Annotated in this window: 19 protein-coding genes and 1 tRNA gene; 9 read left to right on the plus strand and 11 right to left on the minus strand. The window is 64.9% G+C overall.

What is annotated here, in order from left to right; genetic code table 11:
• Positions 1-69 precede the first annotated feature (69 nt).
• Positions 70-273 (plus strand): hypothetical protein, encoded by a 204-nt coding sequence (locus ASG07_RS17280; RefSeq protein ID WP_156361863.1) that lies wholly within the window; start codon positions 70-72, stop codon positions 271-273.
• A 70-nt stretch (positions 274-343) separates the two neighbouring features.
• Here the strand turns inward: ASG07_RS17280 and ASG07_RS12740 are convergent, their stop codons facing one another.
• The 4 genes from ASG07_RS12740 to ASG07_RS12755 form a co-directional block, all read right to left on the minus strand.
• On the minus strand, positions 344-922 hold the full coding sequence (locus tag ASG07_RS12740) for a PEPxxWA-CTERM sorting domain-containing protein (protein WP_082474798.1): 579 nt from the start codon (positions 920-922) through the stop codon (positions 344-346).
• A gap of 73 nt (positions 923-995) precedes the next feature.
• Complete coding sequence (locus ASG07_RS12745; RefSeq protein WP_055847220.1) at positions 996-2,798, minus strand: DUF6055 domain-containing protein; 1,803 nt, start codon at positions 2,796-2,798, stop codon at positions 996-998.
• 409 nt (positions 2,799-3,207) lie between these two features.
• The gene (locus tag ASG07_RS12750) at positions 3,208-3,786 is read right to left on the minus strand and encodes a PEPxxWA-CTERM sorting domain-containing protein (protein ID WP_055847223.1); all 579 of its coding nucleotides are present in this window, start codon (positions 3,784-3,786) and stop codon (positions 3,208-3,210) included.
• Between the two features lie 103 nt (positions 3,787-3,889).
• Positions 3,890-5,686 (minus strand): DUF6055 domain-containing protein, encoded by a 1,797-nt coding sequence (locus ASG07_RS12755; protein WP_168377345.1) that lies wholly within the window; start codon positions 5,684-5,686, stop codon positions 3,890-3,892.
• Between the two features lie 178 nt (positions 5,687-5,864).
• Between ASG07_RS12755 and ASG07_RS12760 the strand changes: the two genes are divergently transcribed.
• Positions 5,865-7,268 carry a M20/M25/M40 family metallo-hydrolase gene (locus ASG07_RS12760; protein ID WP_055848044.1) on the plus strand — a complete coding sequence of 468 codons (1,404 nt, stop codon included), beginning with the start codon at positions 5,865-5,867 and terminating at the stop codon, positions 7,266-7,268.
• 141 nt (positions 7,269-7,409) lie between these two features.
• Positions 7,410-7,676 (plus strand): hypothetical protein, encoded by a 267-nt coding sequence (locus tag ASG07_RS12765; protein WP_055847232.1) that lies wholly within the window; start codon positions 7,410-7,412, stop codon positions 7,674-7,676.
• A gap of 134 nt (positions 7,677-7,810) precedes the next feature.
• On the opposite strand, the gene ASG07_RS12770 is transcribed toward ASG07_RS12765, so the two are convergent.
• The 5 genes from ASG07_RS12770 to ASG07_RS12790 form a co-directional block, all read right to left on the minus strand.
• Positions 7,811-7,886: transfer RNA gene (locus ASG07_RS12770), tRNA-Ile, on the minus strand.
• Positions 7,887-7,981: 95 nt separating this feature from the next.
• Positions 7,982-8,377, minus strand: coding sequence for a PEPxxWA-CTERM sorting domain-containing protein (locus ASG07_RS12775; RefSeq protein ID WP_055847236.1), 396 nt, complete (start codon positions 8,375-8,377; stop codon positions 7,982-7,984).
• A gap of 392 nt (positions 8,378-8,769) precedes the next feature.
• Positions 8,770-9,855 (minus strand): tyrosine-type recombinase/integrase, encoded by a 1,086-nt coding sequence (locus tag ASG07_RS12780; RefSeq protein ID WP_055847240.1) that lies wholly within the window; start codon positions 9,853-9,855, stop codon positions 8,770-8,772.
• Entirely contained in the window at positions 9,852-10,112 is a 261-nt protein-coding gene (locus ASG07_RS12785; RefSeq protein ID WP_156361865.1) for a hypothetical protein, read from the minus strand. The genes ASG07_RS12780 and ASG07_RS12785 overlap by 4 nt, the downstream gene beginning before the upstream one ends.
• Positions 10,109-10,642, minus strand: a complete 534-nt coding sequence (locus ASG07_RS12790; protein ID WP_156361866.1) for a hypothetical protein — start codon at positions 10,640-10,642, stop codon at positions 10,109-10,111. The genes ASG07_RS12785 and ASG07_RS12790 overlap by 4 nt, the downstream gene beginning before the upstream one ends.
• A gap of 123 nt (positions 10,643-10,765) precedes the next feature.
• On the opposite strand from ASG07_RS12790, the gene ASG07_RS12795 reads away from it, so the two are divergent.
• A complete protein-coding gene (locus ASG07_RS12795; protein WP_055847252.1) occupies positions 10,766-11,005 on the plus strand; it encodes a hypothetical protein in 240 nt (79 codons plus the stop codon).
• Between the two features lie 361 nt (positions 11,006-11,366).
• On the opposite strand, the gene ASG07_RS17285 is transcribed toward ASG07_RS12795, so the two are convergent.
• Positions 11,367-11,921, minus strand: a complete 555-nt coding sequence (locus ASG07_RS17285) for a hypothetical protein (RefSeq protein WP_156361867.1) — start codon at positions 11,919-11,921, stop codon at positions 11,367-11,369.
• 81 nt (positions 11,922-12,002) lie between these two features.
• On the opposite strand from ASG07_RS17285, the gene ASG07_RS12815 reads away from it, so the two are divergent.
• From ASG07_RS12815 to ASG07_RS12835, 5 genes are all read left to right on the plus strand, one after another.
• Positions 12,003-12,338, plus strand: coding sequence for a DUF2190 family protein (locus tag ASG07_RS12815; protein WP_055847267.1), 336 nt, complete (start codon positions 12,003-12,005; stop codon positions 12,336-12,338).
• A gap of 83 nt (positions 12,339-12,421) precedes the next feature.
• Complete coding sequence (locus tag ASG07_RS12820; protein WP_443024608.1) at positions 12,422-12,760, plus strand: head-tail joining protein; 339 nt, start codon at positions 12,422-12,424, stop codon at positions 12,758-12,760.
• A 38-nt stretch (positions 12,761-12,798) separates the two neighbouring features.
• Positions 12,799-14,247 (plus strand): DUF6441 family protein, encoded by a 1,449-nt coding sequence (locus tag ASG07_RS12825; protein ID WP_156361868.1) that lies wholly within the window; start codon positions 12,799-12,801, stop codon positions 14,245-14,247.
• Between the two features lie 104 nt (positions 14,248-14,351).
• Positions 14,352-14,810 carry a hypothetical protein gene (locus tag ASG07_RS12830; protein WP_236694676.1) on the plus strand — a complete coding sequence of 153 codons (459 nt, stop codon included), beginning with the start codon at positions 14,352-14,354 and terminating at the stop codon, positions 14,808-14,810.
• A 20-nt stretch (positions 14,811-14,830) separates the two neighbouring features.
• On the plus strand, positions 14,831-15,223 hold the full coding sequence (locus tag ASG07_RS12835; RefSeq protein WP_236694677.1) for a hypothetical protein: 393 nt from the start codon (positions 14,831-14,833) through the stop codon (positions 15,221-15,223).
• Between the two features lies 1 nt (position 15,224).
• On the opposite strand, the gene ASG07_RS12840 is transcribed toward ASG07_RS12835, so the two are convergent.
• Entirely contained in the window at positions 15,225-15,422 is a 198-nt protein-coding gene (locus ASG07_RS12840; protein ID WP_055847285.1) for a hypothetical protein, read from the minus strand.
• Between the last annotated feature and the right edge of the window lie 42 nt (positions 15,423-15,464).

The following is a 15,464-nucleotide window of genomic DNA, read 5'->3' on the forward strand; positions in this document are numbered from 1 at the left end:
TGATCTGCTCCTCGCTGAACCTCGTCTTCTTCACTTCCGTCTCCTCGCGAAGGCGGACTCTAGCTCAAATTGGCAGAGTTTCTGGGGAGCACGTCAAAGGGCACGGAGGAAGTCGCCACCCCCACCGGTCCGGTGCCGGCATGGCAGGTGGAAATGCCCGGCAGGAACGGGGCGACGACGCTGTTGCTGTCGAAGCGCGACGGCATCGAACTCGGAAGCCGGTCGGGACCCTTCACGACGACCCCCGGCGGGGATTGCCGCGCACTCGACTGAAGGACCAGGCGCGCGGCGTCCGGTCGGGGATGTTCACAGGCGACCCGCCGGTCGCCCGTGAACATCGTCGTTAGCCGACGGTCACTCGCATGGGGCGCCGCCGGTAACGGGCAGCTCCGCCCACCGCACCGATGCCGACGATCATCAACGCCCAGGACGCAGGTTCGGGAACCCGGGCCATACCCGTGTCATAGGTGATCTCGAGGCGAACATCTTGCCAGAAGGCGCGCCCCTCGACGCCGTCATTGTAGATGTCGGTGAACTCCAGCTTCAGCAAACCGTCTTCCAGCAGGAAAAAGTCCAGCCCGATCGCGGTCAGGTCGGTCATGCCGGTGTACGTCATCGTTCCATGTTCGGCCAGTTCGTAACCCGGCGTCCAGGCCGCACGGGTCTCTTCGCTATTCCCGAACAGGACGACCTGCTCGTTCAGCCAGCTATAGCCGACCGTAGTCAGCGTCAGCGCATGACGTACCGCGGTGATATGCGCGTTCGCACCGACCGCATAGGTCAGGATCGAATTGCCCGTCGTACCCTGCGGGCCCATGCCAACCGCCGCAAGCGGACCGACCATCAGCGTGGCCGCCTCGGCCGACACCGGCGCCAGACCGATCGCCGCCATCGCAAATGCGGCCTTCATCGTGATCCTCATCGTCTTTCTCCCGATTATAGGTTTCGTCGTCCCGTCGATCGCCAGGTCGGGCGTCGCGGGTGCAGCACGTCGTTCAGCAGAGACGTCCCGAGTCCCGGTTGTTGTTCACCATATAGTTCAGTGTGTAGGTGCCTTGCTGCGCCTCTATGTTGCACGCGGTGACCGAACCCGTCCGCGGCGTCGCGCCCTCGATCTTGACGCTGTAGGGGAAGCGGGTGCCCTTGGCGGGCTCTCCAACCGTCTGCCATCCCAGGCTTTCGTAACGGTACGGTGTGGCCGTGACGGCGAGATAGAGCTTCGCCCCCATCGGAACGGCGAGCGTAGTCGTGCCGCTGGCGGTGCCGATCGCGCGGCCGAGCGTCGAATAATGCGGAACGTCCCAGTTGGTGACCGCGACGATGTTGAACCGCCATGCAGCCTGGTTCGCGGTGGTCTTACCGGTCAGCGTGACCTGGACGGTCGGTCCGCTCGCGGTCAGCGGGATCAGATGCGTTCCCCATTGACGCAGCGCACGTTCCGTCGGCGACGTGAAGACCTGCGCCTGGGTAGTGGCTACGAGCGGCGTAAAGAAATGACCCAGCAAGCTGGTGGTAGGGGTGTAGCGGAACCCGTCGAACAGCGCACGCTGGTTGAAGAAGTCCATCGTCACCAGTCGTGAACCGTACCAGCCCATGTCGTCCGCGAAACTCGCGAAGCCCTGAGGGTAGGCTCCGGTCTTCTGGCCGAGTTCGACGAGGGTCGGCACGAAGTCGCGAACGACGCTTTTCCAGGCACCCTGGTTCACCGTGGTCTTCCAGGCGTCGAAGACCAGCGCGCGGGTCCGGTCGTTTTCGTACAGTGCGCCCATGAACGGGCTGGCGGCGTAGCGCGACACCGAGAAGATCGGACCATATTCCAGATTGTCGAAGTAGAACCGCGACGAGTTGAAATGCGGGCTGACGATGAACGAGTTCCATTCGGCACCCGTTTCCCAGATCGGTCCGGCGTCGCCCCGCCCCTGGAAGCCGCCCGTGTAGAACTGGGTCATATGGCCCGCTTCGTGGGAGATCGCCGCCGATCCCTTATCCAGCGCCCAGGCGGAGATGTTCATGATCTCGGCCGCGTTGGCGCCGCATCCTACCTTGTCGCCGCCGTCGATCGGCCTGCCGGTGCCGCAAAGGAAGACGTTCAGTTTGTGCTTTTCGGCCGTGTTTGCGTACGGCATCGGCGTGCCGATGACATCGCGGTTGATGAACCACTGCCGTTCCAGCTGCTCGCCGGTTTCCTGAACGACCTGATCCATCTTGCGGCCGCGCGCCGTGATGTACTGGTGGAATTCGTAGCTGTCGTCGGCCCCGTTCCCGTACCATATCGCATAATGCTGCGTCTGGTACAGCCGCAGTGCGCCGCTCTGGACCAGCTCCGGCGTCGACAGCGGAGCCATGTAGCGGACATTGTAGGTGTTCGTGTCCGGTGCCGTCGGTCGCTTCGCCATCTCGGCGTCGATCAGCGCGTTGTCGGCGGCCGACAGGCTTTCCGTCCGGAACTGCCGGCGGCAGCCGTCCGCCATTTCGAGGATTACGGTGCGACGGGACGCGCCATAATCGGCGCCATAGGCCTGCACCAGACGTGCCGTGAACCGGGCACCAAAGGCGGTACCGGGATTCAGATATGGCGAGGAGGAAATCCACGCGCTGCGCGGCGACCAGGTTCGCAATTCCGCCACGCCCCATGGAAACCGGGACGACTTCGCCTGACAACCGATATCGCTCTCGATGGCGGCCGCTCTCGTGAAGCTCGCCAGACCGATCGATGGCGAAGACTGCTGCCCGTCCTCGTCACAGCCGGCCAGGATCACCAGCAACGCCGACCCCGCGAATAGAAAACCGCCCCGCATTCCCGCCCCCCTTAGTATATACGATATACTCATACTTATATTGCAATGAGTCTAGCGAAAGCTGATCTTGTCAGTAAATATTTAACCCTTGGTCTTGCAGGAAGGACGCATGTCTCGGGATCGTCTTCGCACCAACGCGACGGACCCCGTTTCCCGGTCGAGATGCTTTCCAGCCGAAACATCGTCGGCACGACACATCGCGGGCTGGCATGATCCTCGCGAAGACCAGCCTTGCCCGTTTTCAACCACCGCAAATGGCGGCGCCATCGCCAGTAGATGGCCCAGGGGTCCGGAATATCCGCACCAAACCCGGTATCGGCCACGGAAAACGGGACGGGAACGGGACAGGTCTATACGCGCTGCCGCCCGACCCGCCCCGAATGACCCTGCGACACTTCAGTTTGTCGGATCAGGCCGTGAAAGCCACCCTCGTCCGGCCCCGGCGGCGCATTCGTCCACCCAGCGCGCCGAAACCCAGGATCATCAGCGCCCACGACGACGGCTCCGGCACGCCGGCCATCGCCGCGTCGTATGTCACCTCGAACATCGTATCCGTCCATGCCCCGCGCGCCGGATCGGCACCCGCATTGTAGGTGTCGATGAACTCAAGCCTGAACACGCCATCGCCAAGAAGGAAGAAGTCCAGTCCCATGTCGACGAGATCGGCCGTACCGGTCAGGTCGACGGTGCCGCCCTCCAGCCGATCCCGGGCGGGCGTGAACCGCACCAGATAGTCCTCGCTGTTCCCGAACAGAATGGCGAGATCGCTCAGATAGGAATCGCCCGACGCCGTCATCGTCATCGCGTATCGGATGCCGGTGATGCGCGCGCCAGCGCCCAGCGCACCCGTAAGGACGGTACTCGCCGGGCTTCCCATGTTGCCGGAGGCCGTGGCGGTGACCGGTCCGATCAGATAGGTCGCCGCCTGTGCCGCCGGCGCGATCGTCAGGACCGAAAGGCCGAGCGCGGTTTTGAACATGATGCTCATGTCGAACCTTCCCCTTTGTGTTTGTCGGCGTGCCGGAACACGCTGGCGGTGAAGCATGGCAAACGTCGATGTCCCCGACCGCGTCGGGACGACGACGCTCGCATCAGCACGGACGCCCGGCCTCGCCGTTGCCGGACAATCCGTAGTTCAGGGTCCAGCTACCCGGTTCCGTACCCGGGTTGCAGGCGGTCACCGACCCGGTCAGCGGCGTCGCACCTTCGATCTTGACACTGTACGGGAAGCGGGTGCCCGCCGCCGGATCACCGATCTTCTGCCATCCCAGACTCTCATACCGGTATGGCGTCGCGGTGACGGCGAGATACAGCTTCGCGCCGGTGGGAACCGTCAGCGACGTGCTGCCGCTGCCGGTGCCGACTGCCGCCCCGAGCGTGGAGTAGACCGGCGTGCCACCGTTCTTCACGGCAACGATGCTGAAGCGCCACGCGGCGGAGCTCGCCGTCGTCTGCCCCGTCAGCGTCACCTTCGCCACCGCACCGCTGCTCGTCAGCGGAATGAGATGCGTGCCCCACTGGCGCAGCGCCCGCTCGGCGGGCGGCGTATAGGTGCCGGCCTGACCGGCGGCGGCCAGCGGCGTGTAGAAATGGCCCTGCCAGCGCGTGGTCTGCGATGCGCGCGTGCCGTCGTTCAGCACGGGCTGGTTGAAGAAGTCCATTGCGATCAGGCGCGCACCGTACCAGCCCATGTCGTTGGCGAAGGAGACGAAGCCCTGTGGGTAGGCACCCGTCTTTTGCCCGAGCTGCACGAGGGTGGGGAGGAAATCCCTGGTGACGCTGCTCCATGCGCCGTTGTTCACGCTCGTCTTCCACGCGTCGAACACGAGCGGGCGCGTCCGGTCCGTTTCGTACAGATAGTTCATGAACGGAAAGGCGGCGTAGCGGGACACGGAGAACAGCGGGCCGTATTCCAGGTTGTCGAGATAGAAGCCGGCCGTGTTGAAATGCGGGCTGACCGCAAACGCGGTCCATTCCGCGCCCGTCTCCCAGATCGGACCTGCCGTCGGGCTGTCGCGGAAGCCGCCCGTGTAGTACTGGATCATGTGTCCGAATTCGTGCGAGATCACCATGGACCCCTTGCCGAGCGCCCAGGCGGAGATCCCCATGGCCATGCCGGCACCGGCACCGCAGCCGTCGCGATCGCCAGCGGCATTCGGCCGTCCCGTCCCGCACAGATAGATGTTCAGCTTCTGCTTGTCGGTGCTGTTCGCGAACGGGACGGGCGCACCGACGATATCCCGGCTGATGAACCACTGGCGCTCGAACTGCTCAGCGGTTTCGCGAACGGCCTGCTCCATCGTGCGGCCTTGCTGGGTGATCGTCTTGTAGAAGTCATAGGAATCGTCGGCGCCATTGCCGTACCAGAATGCGAAATGCTGCGTCTGGTACAGCCGCAACTCACCGCTCTCGACCAGTTCGGGCGACGTCAAGGAACTGTCGTAGACGATGCGATAGGTCGCCGGATCCGGCGCGGTGGGCCGCTTCGCGATCTCCGCTGCGATCAGGGCGTTGTCGGCATCCGAGAAGGAGTCGGTGCGGAACTGCCGCCGGCAGCCGTCCTGCATCTCCAGAATGACGGTGCGGCGGGACTCGCCATAATCGTCGCCCCACGCCTGGATCAGGCGGGCCTGGAACGGCTCGCCGTAAGCGGCGCCGGCGATATCGCTCGGCCGATCGGGAACGGTGGCGCGACGCGGGGTCCACGTCCGCATGGCCATCGCACCCCAGGGCAGTCGGGTGGATTTTGCCTGACATTCGAACGACGGGGTGGCGGCCGACTGGGTAAAGCCCGACAGACCGATGGTCGGCGAAACTTGCTCGCCATCCTCGTTGCAGCCCGAGAGAACGGCCAGCATCGCTGAACCGGCGAGTAACGAACGCCTCATCATCTTCCCCTTTATCCTGTCTGTATACGATATAAACTCCGTCAAAATGATCGAGTCCAGTAAAAATTGATGTCGCCGGCAAATTTCATGAACGCTGGATTTCCGCGGGCGGATGCGACGAATGGTCACGACCGATGCGAGCCGGTACAGCCGGGTGCCACGAAAGGAATTGCTCACGATGACCATACGCCCCACCCTGTTTCTGGTGCTAGTTGCGGTCGCTGCGCCCTTGCCCGCGCAACGCCCGACGCCCCCGGCCGTTACCGTCGATCCCGCCGTGGCGGCCCTGCGCGACAAGGCTCTGACGGACGACACGGCCTATGCGATCGTGGAGGGACTGACGACGGAGATCGGTCCGCGCCCGCCCGGCGGCTCGGCAGCACAGGCGCGTGCGCGCGACTGGTCGGTGGCGCGGCTCAAGGCGATGGGGTTCCGGAATGTCCGCATCGAACCCTACACACTGCATAACGTGTGGGAGCGCGGGGCGGAGACGGGCGAGGTCGTCTCGCCCTATCCGCAGCCCCTGCGCCTGACCGCGCTGGGCAATTCCGGTGCGACTCCCGCGACCGGGCTGACCGCGCCGGTCGCGTATTTCGCGACCTTCAACGATCTGATGCTCGCGCCCGAGGGCAGTCTGCGCGGGAAGATCGCGTTCGTGTCCAACGCCATGCAACCGACCCAGGACGGCTCCAGCTATGGCAGCCAGGGGCCGGCCCGCTTCGTCGGCCCGAACGTCGCTGCACGAAAGGGCGCGGCAGCGCTGGTCATCCGCTCGATCGGCACCGATCACGGACGTGGGCCGCACACCGGCACCACCAGTTTCGAACCCGGCGTCACGCCCATCCCCGCGGCGGCACTGTCGGTCGCGGATGCCGCGAACCTCGAACGCATGATGAAGCTCGGCAAGCCCGTCACGTTGCGCCTCGTGCTGACGCCCCGCTTCGTCGGCGACCGCCAGTCGGGGAATGTCGTGGCGGAGGTGCCCGGCACCGACAAGGACGCCGGCATCGTGCTGGTCGGGGGCCATCTCGACAGTTGGGAACTCGGCACCGGTGCGATCGACGATGCGTCGGGCATCGCGATCACCGCGGCGGCGGCGAAGCGGGTGATGGATGCCGGTCGTCCACGTCGCACGATCCGCGTCGTCTGGTTCGGTGACGAGGAAACCGGCGGCTTCGGGGGGCAGGCCTATGCCGAGGCGCACAAGGGCGAACGCCATGCCACCGCGAGCGAGAGCGATTTCGGCGCGGATCGCGTGTGGCGTGTCGAAACCAACTTCGCCGATGCCGCGAAGCCGGTCGGCGACCGGCTGGCTATGGCGCTCGCGCCGCTCGGCGTCGTTCGCGGTGACGGCGTGGCGGGCGACGGCACCGATATCGCGCCGGTGATCCGCACCGGTGTCGCGGGCGTCGATCTCAACCAGTCCGGCCTGCGCTATTTCGACTGGCATCATACGCCGGAGGATACGCTGGACCGGATCGATCCCGAACAGTTGCGGCAGAATGTCGCCGCATGGACCGCGATGCTGGCGATCGTCGCCAACGCGCCTGAGGAGATCGGATCGGTAACGCCGCGCCGATGAACCGAAATGCGGCGAAATGGTGTCGGCGAGGTTGCGCTGCGATGAATTGTGCATTGACCGCGGGGACCGGTCCGCTATGCACACCCGCTCGCGACGGCGATCGGGTCGGCCGCGAGAATTGCTATGCTTGGGAGCATTAGAATGAAGAAGATCGCTTTCGTTCTCGCTGCCGCCGGCCTGATGTCCGTGGCGGCTTGCTCGAAGTCGCCCGAGGCGGCTGCCGTCGAGAACAACGCCGACATGATGGCGGACAACATGGAAATGGCTGCCGACAACATGGACGCCATGGCCGACAACGCCTCCAACTCGATGGCTGCCGGCGCGCTCGAGAACGCCGCCGACAACATGAACTCGGCAGCGGACAACGTCCGTGACGCGGCCGACGAGAAGACCGACAACATGCAGTAACGCCGTGTCGGGTCTCCGGACCCGGTACGACTGCACGTCGAGAGGGCGCTTCCGCAGGGAGGCGCCCTTTTTCGTACGTACGGCGCGCCGATGCCATGACGACGGTCTGTTCTTCACTACGACGGGCGGGAATTTGGTGGGCCCGGCAGGACTCGAACCCGCAACCTAGCCGTTATGAGCGGCCAGCTCTAACCGTTGAGCTACAGGCCCCACCACGGATCGCGGTAGCGCAGACGACGGCGCAAAAAAAGACCGCCGTCATGGCTGACGACGGTTTCCCGAAAAGCCCGACGCGTCGGGGCCGCTCAGATCGTTTCGCCCGCCTCGATCCGGCGCAGTTTCTCCGCAAACCGAGCTTCCGACTGACGGATACGCCGGCGCAGCACCCCTCCCAGCAATCCCACGCCCAGGATCATCGTCGCCCATCCGGCCGGCTCCGGCACGGCCGCGATCGTGCCCGTCACGCCGGGCGCCGACGCTATCGCCAGATCGAAGGTCTGGTTTGCCGCCATGGCGATCGTGTCGGTAAACGACCCGGGCCGGCTGCCGGCGACGGGAAACAGCGAGCCGAACAGCCGGGCATCGCCCGCGTCGCCCCTGCCCGCGTTCCTGCCCGAAAAGGTCACGTCGACGCCGCCCGCTTCGCGCGCGCGCATGATCGTCAGCCGACCGCCCTCGCGACGCAGTTGCTCACCGGACACGGGCCGATTTTCGATCGCCCGGCACGCCGGAGTACCGGTGACCCCGGCGCACGCCGCCGATATCCGGTGCGGAGCCCCCGCCGCGGACGCAGGTACGGCGAGAGCGGCGAGACCCGCCGCCCCCGACAGCATGGTCGCCCTGCAAGAACCGAAGCTTAACATCGGATGAAGACATAGCCCAAACCGCCCCCGGCGTACAGATGCGCAGGATCGTCGATATGGGACAGCGATGAAGGAGATGGTCGGGGAGACAGGATTCGAACCTGCGACATCCTGCTCCCAAAGCTGCAAGGAAACGCGGTATTCTGCGGGGTAGCGTGTAAACCGACCGGATTTCCGTCCGATGTATATCAATGAGTTACGCGCGCCGCGTAAACCGCGCGCGGAGCCGATCAGGCCCGCATCGCGGCGATGCGTTCGCCGATAGCTACGACGACGCGCGCTGAGCTGACGTACTTCGCACGGATCGCGGCGACATCCTTTGTGGCCCAGCCGAGAATGTCCGATATCTCCTGATCCGTGAGGCCGGCGAGCATGCAGCGCGTCGCGAACGTGCCGCGGAGATCGTGCAGATGGACCGTGATGCCGCTTGCCTGCTTGGCATCATTGAACCTGCTGCCCAGACCGGTCCGCGTCCAAGCCACCCAACGGCTATTCGAAAGAACGGTGTCGGGTAGAGGCTTGCGCTTGCTCTCCGGCTTCGCCGCCATCTCGGTCGCGTGTCGGGCCTTGATCCGCGCCAGAAGCTCCTTCGTTTCGGGCAGCAGCGGGACGGTGATCAGGTTGCGGCCACGGCTCTTCGAAGTGCGCCATACGATGGCGTGATCGCCAATGGCCGCCCACGGCAGTTCGACCAGGTCGCTCCGTCGCAAGCCGGTCGCTGCGGCCAGATCGACCGCCTCCTGGACCTCGACTGACGCTTCCTTCGCGAACGCCTCGAAGTGCGCAGGCTCCCAGATGATGTCCGAGCGGTCCTGATCGTACAGCCGATCGGTGCCGAGCAGCACGTTCAATGGCAGCAAGCCGCGGTCCATGCCCCAGCTGAGCAGTGCTGAGAAAGCCGTGATCGCCGCGTCGGCGCTACGCGGCTGGCCAGCCCAGCGGTCGCGCCATTCCAGCACGTCGCCACGAATGCGCCTATCGGCGAACAGCTTCAGGGGGGCTGCGCCAAACTCCTCGCTGATGCGAACATGCCACGTAGTGTAATTGACGCGCGTGGTCGACGCGAGGCGCTTCCACTCGGCACAGGTGCCGCTGGTGTAGCGTGCGATCAGACCGTCGATCGTGTCGGCAGAGATCCCTGCCGAGGTGGGCCGCACCCGCGCTGCGGCGTCGGTCAGCTCCGCAGTGATCGTCGGCTTGCTGCCACCTTCTTTGCGCGCGATCTGCGGACCGCCGCGCCACGCGTAGACGTAGTGGACGACCGGCTTCCCGGGCTTTCGCTTGCTGACGATATGGAGGCCGGCGGGCACGCTCATCTCCTTTCGCGACCTCGCTTCCACTCCTCGTACGGATCATCGGCAGCCGCGAGAATTGCAGGTGCAAGGTCGAATTGCTCGACGACTATACGATCAAGCTGAGCGCGCGCCCATAGGGTGTTGCCGCCCTCCTTGACGCCGCGGGCGCCGAACCGGTCGAGGAAGGTTGTCTTCGATATTCCCATGTAAGCCGCGGCGACGTCCGACGTCATGCGGGCTGGCCAGTCCGGCAATTCGCTGAGACGTGCGAGGCTCACGCGGCCAGCCTCCCCTGCCCCGCCGCCAGCTGCTCGCGCATCCACAGCGTGGCATCGACAGACCAGCGCTTGCTGGCCTGCCCGGTGCGATCCTGCCACCACAGCAGCGCCTCGACGGCAGCCGCGTAGCTCTCCCAGTGCAGGTAAGGCTCGATCCTGCCGGTCTGCGGCACGTGCGCGTCGACCAGCTGCCAGAGCGCGCCGATCGCCAGCTGCCCCATCCATGCGCATTCGGCGAGCATGGCGGCATGCGCGCGATCGCGGCGTATGGTGATGACCTTCAGAGCGCCGGCCAGCATGTCCCGCTTCTCCGCTTGAGTGGCTCCGGCGCCGGCCGGCAGCTGCATGGCTGCATAGGCTGACCAATCCACCGCGACGGCGTCGGCCACGCGGAGCCGGTCCGCTGCCTGCGCCGGGGTCAGCTTGCCATCGGCGACCATCTTGGGATCGCCGGCTGCGCGGCTGTCGCGCAGATTGCGGGCGACGATCGCCAGCTCATGCGTGGCATCGGCAAAGCGGGGACGCGTCATCATGACCGGCCGGGCCGAGAGCTTGAACTCTCGATTTGGCACAGCAACGCTGCAACGGAATAGAACCTATTCGGCGGTAAAGTGTTAGAAGCGACATCCTCGAAACAAAGCGTTTCCAACCACATGACGTACATCGACTGGCGAGCAGGCGTCGGCCTCTTTCGCATCAGTGCTGATGGTGGCCGACCGGGTGAGCTTATCGCCCGTGGGCAGCTGAGCGACATGATCGCGGCCGCTCTGGATTTTGACGCGCACGACCAGCCCGGCCTGTTCATCCAGCACGATCTCGGCACCAAGAAGCGCCTGAGCTTTCGTGAGCTTTCGGAGCTTTCGACCCGGGCGGATTTCCCGGTCCTAATTTGATGCGATGCCCCCAAACTAACATGAGTTGTTAAGTCTCGACTATCATAGTGGTTTAGCCGGTTGACCGAGATTAATCGACGTGTTCCTCTCTCGGACAACCGCGGCTCTGGAGACGCGGCATCGATGTATTGGAAGCCAAACCTAGTTAGTGCCCGATGGGCAGGCGCAGACCTTGTTTTCGACGCAGCTACGAACGTCGGAGTTGTCCGGTACATTGTCCGGGGCAGCCGGCTTGAAAACGCCGCCCAGCGCACGGGGCAGGAGGCGCTGGAGTCCAACCTGCCTCGGCTCAAGCCTTTGATCATCGAGCGATCACGCTCCCTCCAGCCGGGCGAGGTCCTGACGATCGACTGAGCCGACATCATTGAACGCTTGCGATCACGTTGGCCGACGAGTTCGTGCTTTCGAGTAGAACGTTGTCGAGCGGGGTGCGTGGAGCGAAGCCGGCACACGCATTCAGCGCAAGGACGACAACATTCGCGATCTCCGCGACCTGATCGTCTAGCCGCTCGCAGTTCGGGTCGATCTGCAGAACAGCGCTGCCAACAGCGTCCTCGATGTCGCCATCGCCGAGCACCCTAAGCGGAAACTGGACAGCGTGACGAGTAAGAACGCTTTCCAGACCTGCGGCCGTGACGCCCTCTGCCATCGCAATCACCTGCATGATCTCAAACAGGTCGCCCGCTTCGAAGCAGGCCTTCTCGGCGTTCGCGCGGACGCGGGCGGCGGCAGCCTCCGGCACCCGCACGAGGGTGTCCTGCACGTCGAGGATGTCGAGGCGGAGGAACTGATCCGCTCCGGCACTGCGACCGATGTCTCGGGCGACTTCACTGCCAAGCAGGACAAGGCGTCGCCGGTCGAGACGATCACCGCGCCGGGCGGTGCCGAAGCCGCTCCGGCGTCCGAGCATCCGCATCAGGCCGAAGTCGCCCCGCAGGCGGCGGAGACAGAAGCCAAGCCGCGCCGCAAGGCCCCGGCCGACAAGGAGTAAGCCGACATGGCAAGGAACTACGTGCAGCCCGGTCAGACCCTGACCGTCACCGCCCCCCGCACCGTCGGGAGCGGCGCAGGCCTTCTGATCGGCGCGATCTTCGGCGTCGCTCTGGCTGACGCCGCCTCAGGCACGCCGGTGGAGATCCGGCGTGTTGAGGTCTGGGACCTGACCAAAACCACCGGCGAAGCGTGGACAGCTGGTCAGAAGCTCTACTGGGACAACACCAACTTCCGGGTGACCTCCACCGCCGGCAGCAACACGCTGATCGGTGCAGCGACGCAGGCGCAGGCGTCGGCCGACACCGTCGGGCGCGTGCTGCTCTCCGGCCAGATCACCTAACCCACCGGTCCCCTACCCCTTACCGGTGCAACCTCGGGCGGCGTCGTTTTGGCGATGCCGCCCGCCTCTTTCGGAGCGTCGTCATGAATCCTTGGCAGATGGCGCTCGACGCGATGTTCATAGGGCCGGGATCAGCCGCGGCTGTGTTCGTCCGATCTGGCGAGCCCCCGCGCGTCATTCGCGTCATTCAGGGTCGCCCCGATCGAACTGTCGGCTTCGGTGATGGTCAGACCATCCTCGGTACCAACCAGTTCGAGGTCCGCAAGTCGGATGTGGCCGAGCCGATCCAGCACGATGTCGTAGCGGTGGGAGCCGTGATCGAGAACGATGTGGTCGTGGGTGGCGAGCGGTTCTCCCTGCTGGGTGAAGCGATGCTCGATCTCGAAGGGCTGACGTGGACGATTGGTGCGGAGCCGGCCTGATGCGGATCGATGTAGGGCTGACCGGCGTCGCCGCGATCATGCGAGAACTCGAAGGCGACCTGGCATCTGCGGCCACGGGTGCGATGCGCGAGGCCATGCCGCATGCGCGGCAGGAGCTGCGGGAGCAAATTACCGGTGCCGGGCTCGGAACGCGTCTTGCCAACACGTGGCGCGGTGAGGTCTATCCGGGTTCTCGCAAAAGCATCAACCCATCCGGCTACATCTGGTCGAACGCGCCCGACATCGTGGACGCCTTCGACCGCGGCGCCCAGATCACCCCTCGGGGCGGCAAGCGCTTCCTAGCGATCCCGACCGACAACGTACCCCGCTCACCGGGGCGGGGTCGGCGAACGTCGACCAAGCGCATGACGCCTGCGGAGGTCGAGCAGTCGTTTAGTCAGGACCTGTTCTACCGGCGCGGAAAGGCTGGTCGCGTGCTCGCCTTCATCAACGCCGTCGCGTCGTCCGGACGATCGGGATACGGTCAGGTGATGGCCACCAATGTCGACGGGCTGAACGGCCAATACTGTCTGGCGATCAAGTCCCGGCGCGTGACCATCAGCGGCTCTTATGCGGCGGGAGGCAGCAACCTCTGGATCATCAAGTCGGACGGAAGCGCAGTCGGAACCGGGACCGCAGGCAAGATCTTTGTATCCGGCCTTGTCGGCGAAGGTGTGGGCGGGACGACGCACGGTTTGCGGCTTTTCTCGGCCAACGCCGCAGCCACATCGATCAACGTCACCGGGTTCGACATCGAATCGATCGATACCGCGGTCGAAATCGAGGCGGCGACCCGCATGTCGGACGTCACGATCGCCCAGGGTACTGCCCGGGACGTACGTCGATTCGGCATGAAGGCGTCCGGAGCGATCGACGAGATCAGCCTGAGCGCCATCAACCTCATCGACGTCGCAACCTACGCCGCTCAATTCTTAAGCGGCCGCATCACCACGCGCGATATCTACGTCTCCATGAAGTCGGGTTCGACGGCGCACGCCGACGACTTCTTCCGGGTAGAGCCGGGCGTTGTCGGGTTCTCGTGCGACAATCTGAAGATGGAGGAGAACCGCGGCGCCGGGAACACGGTCCCGACCCTCTATCTCCAGTCTCCGCGCGGCTACAATCGCCTGTCGAACATCGACTGTAGGATCGACGGCAACCTGCCGCTGAAGGGCTTCAGGGGTCAGTTGGCGGTCGGCAATTCGGTGGCGATCAGCCCACTGATTGATCTCGACAGCATGCACAGCCTCGTCAAGCTGGACGCCAACGCGGCGGTCACCGTCATCGCGATCATCAGTGTCGCGCCGGGCGGTGCGACGCTGCCGGAAGGCTACACCGTCACCGTGATCCCCAATTCAGGCTTCCCGTATACCTTCGCGAACAGCGCTGCCGGCGGGAACCTCAACATCGAGACCGGGGATGTGGCGCGTACCGTCAACCAGCCGATCCGTTTCGAATGGGGCGGCGCGGTCTGGCATCGCGTCTGATTAAACTGCCCTGCCAACCGGAGATGATGATGCACAACAGCAGCTTCGCGGCCCAGGCGGTCGCGGACGGACCACAGACGATCGCGCCGCCCAGCTTCAACGGCATGGGGTGGCTGGTCGTCACAAACCTCGCCGTGATGACGATCGCAACGCTGATCGGCGTCATGGTGATCGTGAAGCTGGTCGGGGACTGGTGGAAGCATCGCCGGCAGGATGTGCGGTTCTCGCCGGCAGCGATTTACCGCTTCCTCGGCATCATGTTCGCCGCCGGCATCACCCTGCGCTGCGGTGCCGAGGCGGTGAACCTTTGGGGGTGGAACCCGCACGACCCGCTGGCGACAGGCATGTACCTAACAGCGAAGCGCCTGATTGATCCGATCGCCGTCAGCTGCGGGATCACGGCGCTCATGGTCTACATCCTGTCTGAGCCCGGCATGATCGAGCAGCAGCGGAAAGAGCCGTTCCCGGTGGATATGTGGCTGGCGTGGCCGATGGTGCAGCGGATGCTGTGGCTCGGCCTTTCGACCTTCGTTGCGGCCGTCGGCGTAGTTTCGACGCGATGATCTGGAAAGTGGGGGCCACGATGGGGGCAATACTACCGGTCGTCGCGGCGGCGGCGGCAAACGGCGGCGCGACCGTTGCGACCTCGACGCCAGCAATCTGGCACTTCCTCGGGTATCCGTTCGAGGCGGCGGGCATGATCGCGGCGCTGTTCGGTTGCTTTTCCGCTCGGTTCTGGATCGGCGCCGGTCAGTCGCTGCGTCAGGAGCATCGCTGGGGCCTCGACATCCCGATCAGCGGCATGGCGCTCGCCGTGTCTGCCGCGCTGGTGATCTCGCTTCGGCCTGAGCCGCTCGGCGGCCTGATGTACGGCGCTGGCCTCGGCGTGCTGGGTGAGGGCATCTTCAAGATCGCGGAAGCCTACCTGCGCAAGGCGTCCGCGGTCTTCGGCGCGGAGCCTGACAAGGCGGATTGATCTAGTCGCGCGCGGCTTGTTGTGCCTTCGCAATGACCTCCGCGCCGATCGCATGGGTGGCGGCGTCGTATAGTCGGTCGGCACTTTCTAGCGCAGCGTCCGCCGTCAGCGTCAGGACGCACCCGGCATCGCCTTCGACAAACACCGCGCCATCTTCGGTGTCGACTTCGATTGGTTTCGCGACTGGCTCCAGCGGCATCTGCCTTCTCCTGATCGGGCAACGTCAGCGCCCAGCGAGCCG

It is taken from the genome of Sphingomonas sp. Leaf343 (assembly GCF_001423765.1).
In the GTDB taxonomy this organism is placed as follows: Bacteria; Pseudomonadota; Alphaproteobacteria; order Sphingomonadales; family Sphingomonadaceae; genus Sphingomonas.

Excerpts from the sequence above, each read along its gene's own strand:
- ASG07_RS12760 (WP_055848044.1), top strand. The coding sequence starts at position 5,865 with ATGACCATACGCCCCACCCTGTTTCTGGTGCTAGTTGCGGTCGCTGCG.
- ASG07_RS12765 (WP_055847232.1), top strand. The coding sequence starts at position 7,410 with ATGAAGAAGATCGCTTTCGTTCTCGCTGCCGCCGGCCTGATGTCCGTG.
- ASG07_RS12840 (WP_055847285.1), bottom strand. The coding sequence starts at position 15,422 with ATGCCGCTGGAGCCAGTCGCGAAACCAATCGAAGTCGACACCGAAGAT.
- ASG07_RS12815 (WP_055847267.1), top strand. The coding sequence starts at position 12,003 with ATGGCAAGGAACTACGTGCAGCCCGGTCAGACCCTGACCGTCACCGCC.
- ASG07_RS12835 (WP_236694677.1), top strand. The coding sequence starts at position 14,831 with ATGGGGGCAATACTACCGGTCGTCGCGGCGGCGGCGGCAAACGGCGGC.
- ASG07_RS12755 (WP_168377345.1), bottom strand. The coding sequence starts at position 5,686 with ATGAGGCGTTCGTTACTCGCCGGTTCAGCGATGCTGGCCGTTCTCTCG.
- ASG07_RS12750 (WP_055847223.1), bottom strand. The coding sequence starts at position 3,786 with ATGAGCATCATGTTCAAAACCGCGCTCGGCCTTTCGGTCCTGACGATC.
- ASG07_RS12830 (WP_236694676.1), top strand. The coding sequence starts at position 14,352 with ATGGGGTGGCTGGTCGTCACAAACCTCGCCGTGATGACGATCGCAACG.
- ASG07_RS12790 (WP_156361866.1), bottom strand. The coding sequence starts at position 10,642 with ATGACGCGTCCCCGCTTTGCCGATGCCACGCATGAGCTGGCGATCGTC.
- ASG07_RS12820 (WP_443024608.1), top strand. The coding sequence starts at position 12,422 with ATGAATCCTTGGCAGATGGCGCTCGACGCGATGTTCATAGGGCCGGGA.
- ASG07_RS12795 (WP_055847252.1), top strand. The coding sequence starts at position 10,766 with ATGACGTACATCGACTGGCGAGCAGGCGTCGGCCTCTTTCGCATCAGT.
- ASG07_RS12780 (WP_055847240.1), bottom strand. The coding sequence starts at position 9,855 with ATGAGCGTGCCCGCCGGCCTCCATATCGTCAGCAAGCGAAAGCCCGGG.
- ASG07_RS17285 (WP_156361867.1), bottom strand. The coding sequence starts at position 11,921 with ATGCGGATGCTCGGACGCCGGAGCGGCTTCGGCACCGCCCGGCGCGGT.
- ASG07_RS12740 (WP_082474798.1), bottom strand. The coding sequence starts at position 922 with ATGAGGATCACGATGAAGGCCGCATTTGCGATGGCGGCGATCGGTCTG.
- ASG07_RS12825 (WP_156361868.1), top strand. The coding sequence starts at position 12,799 with ATGCGAGAACTCGAAGGCGACCTGGCATCTGCGGCCACGGGTGCGATG.
- ASG07_RS12745 (WP_055847220.1), bottom strand. The coding sequence starts at position 2,798 with ATGCGGGGCGGTTTTCTATTCGCGGGGTCGGCGTTGCTGGTGATCCTG.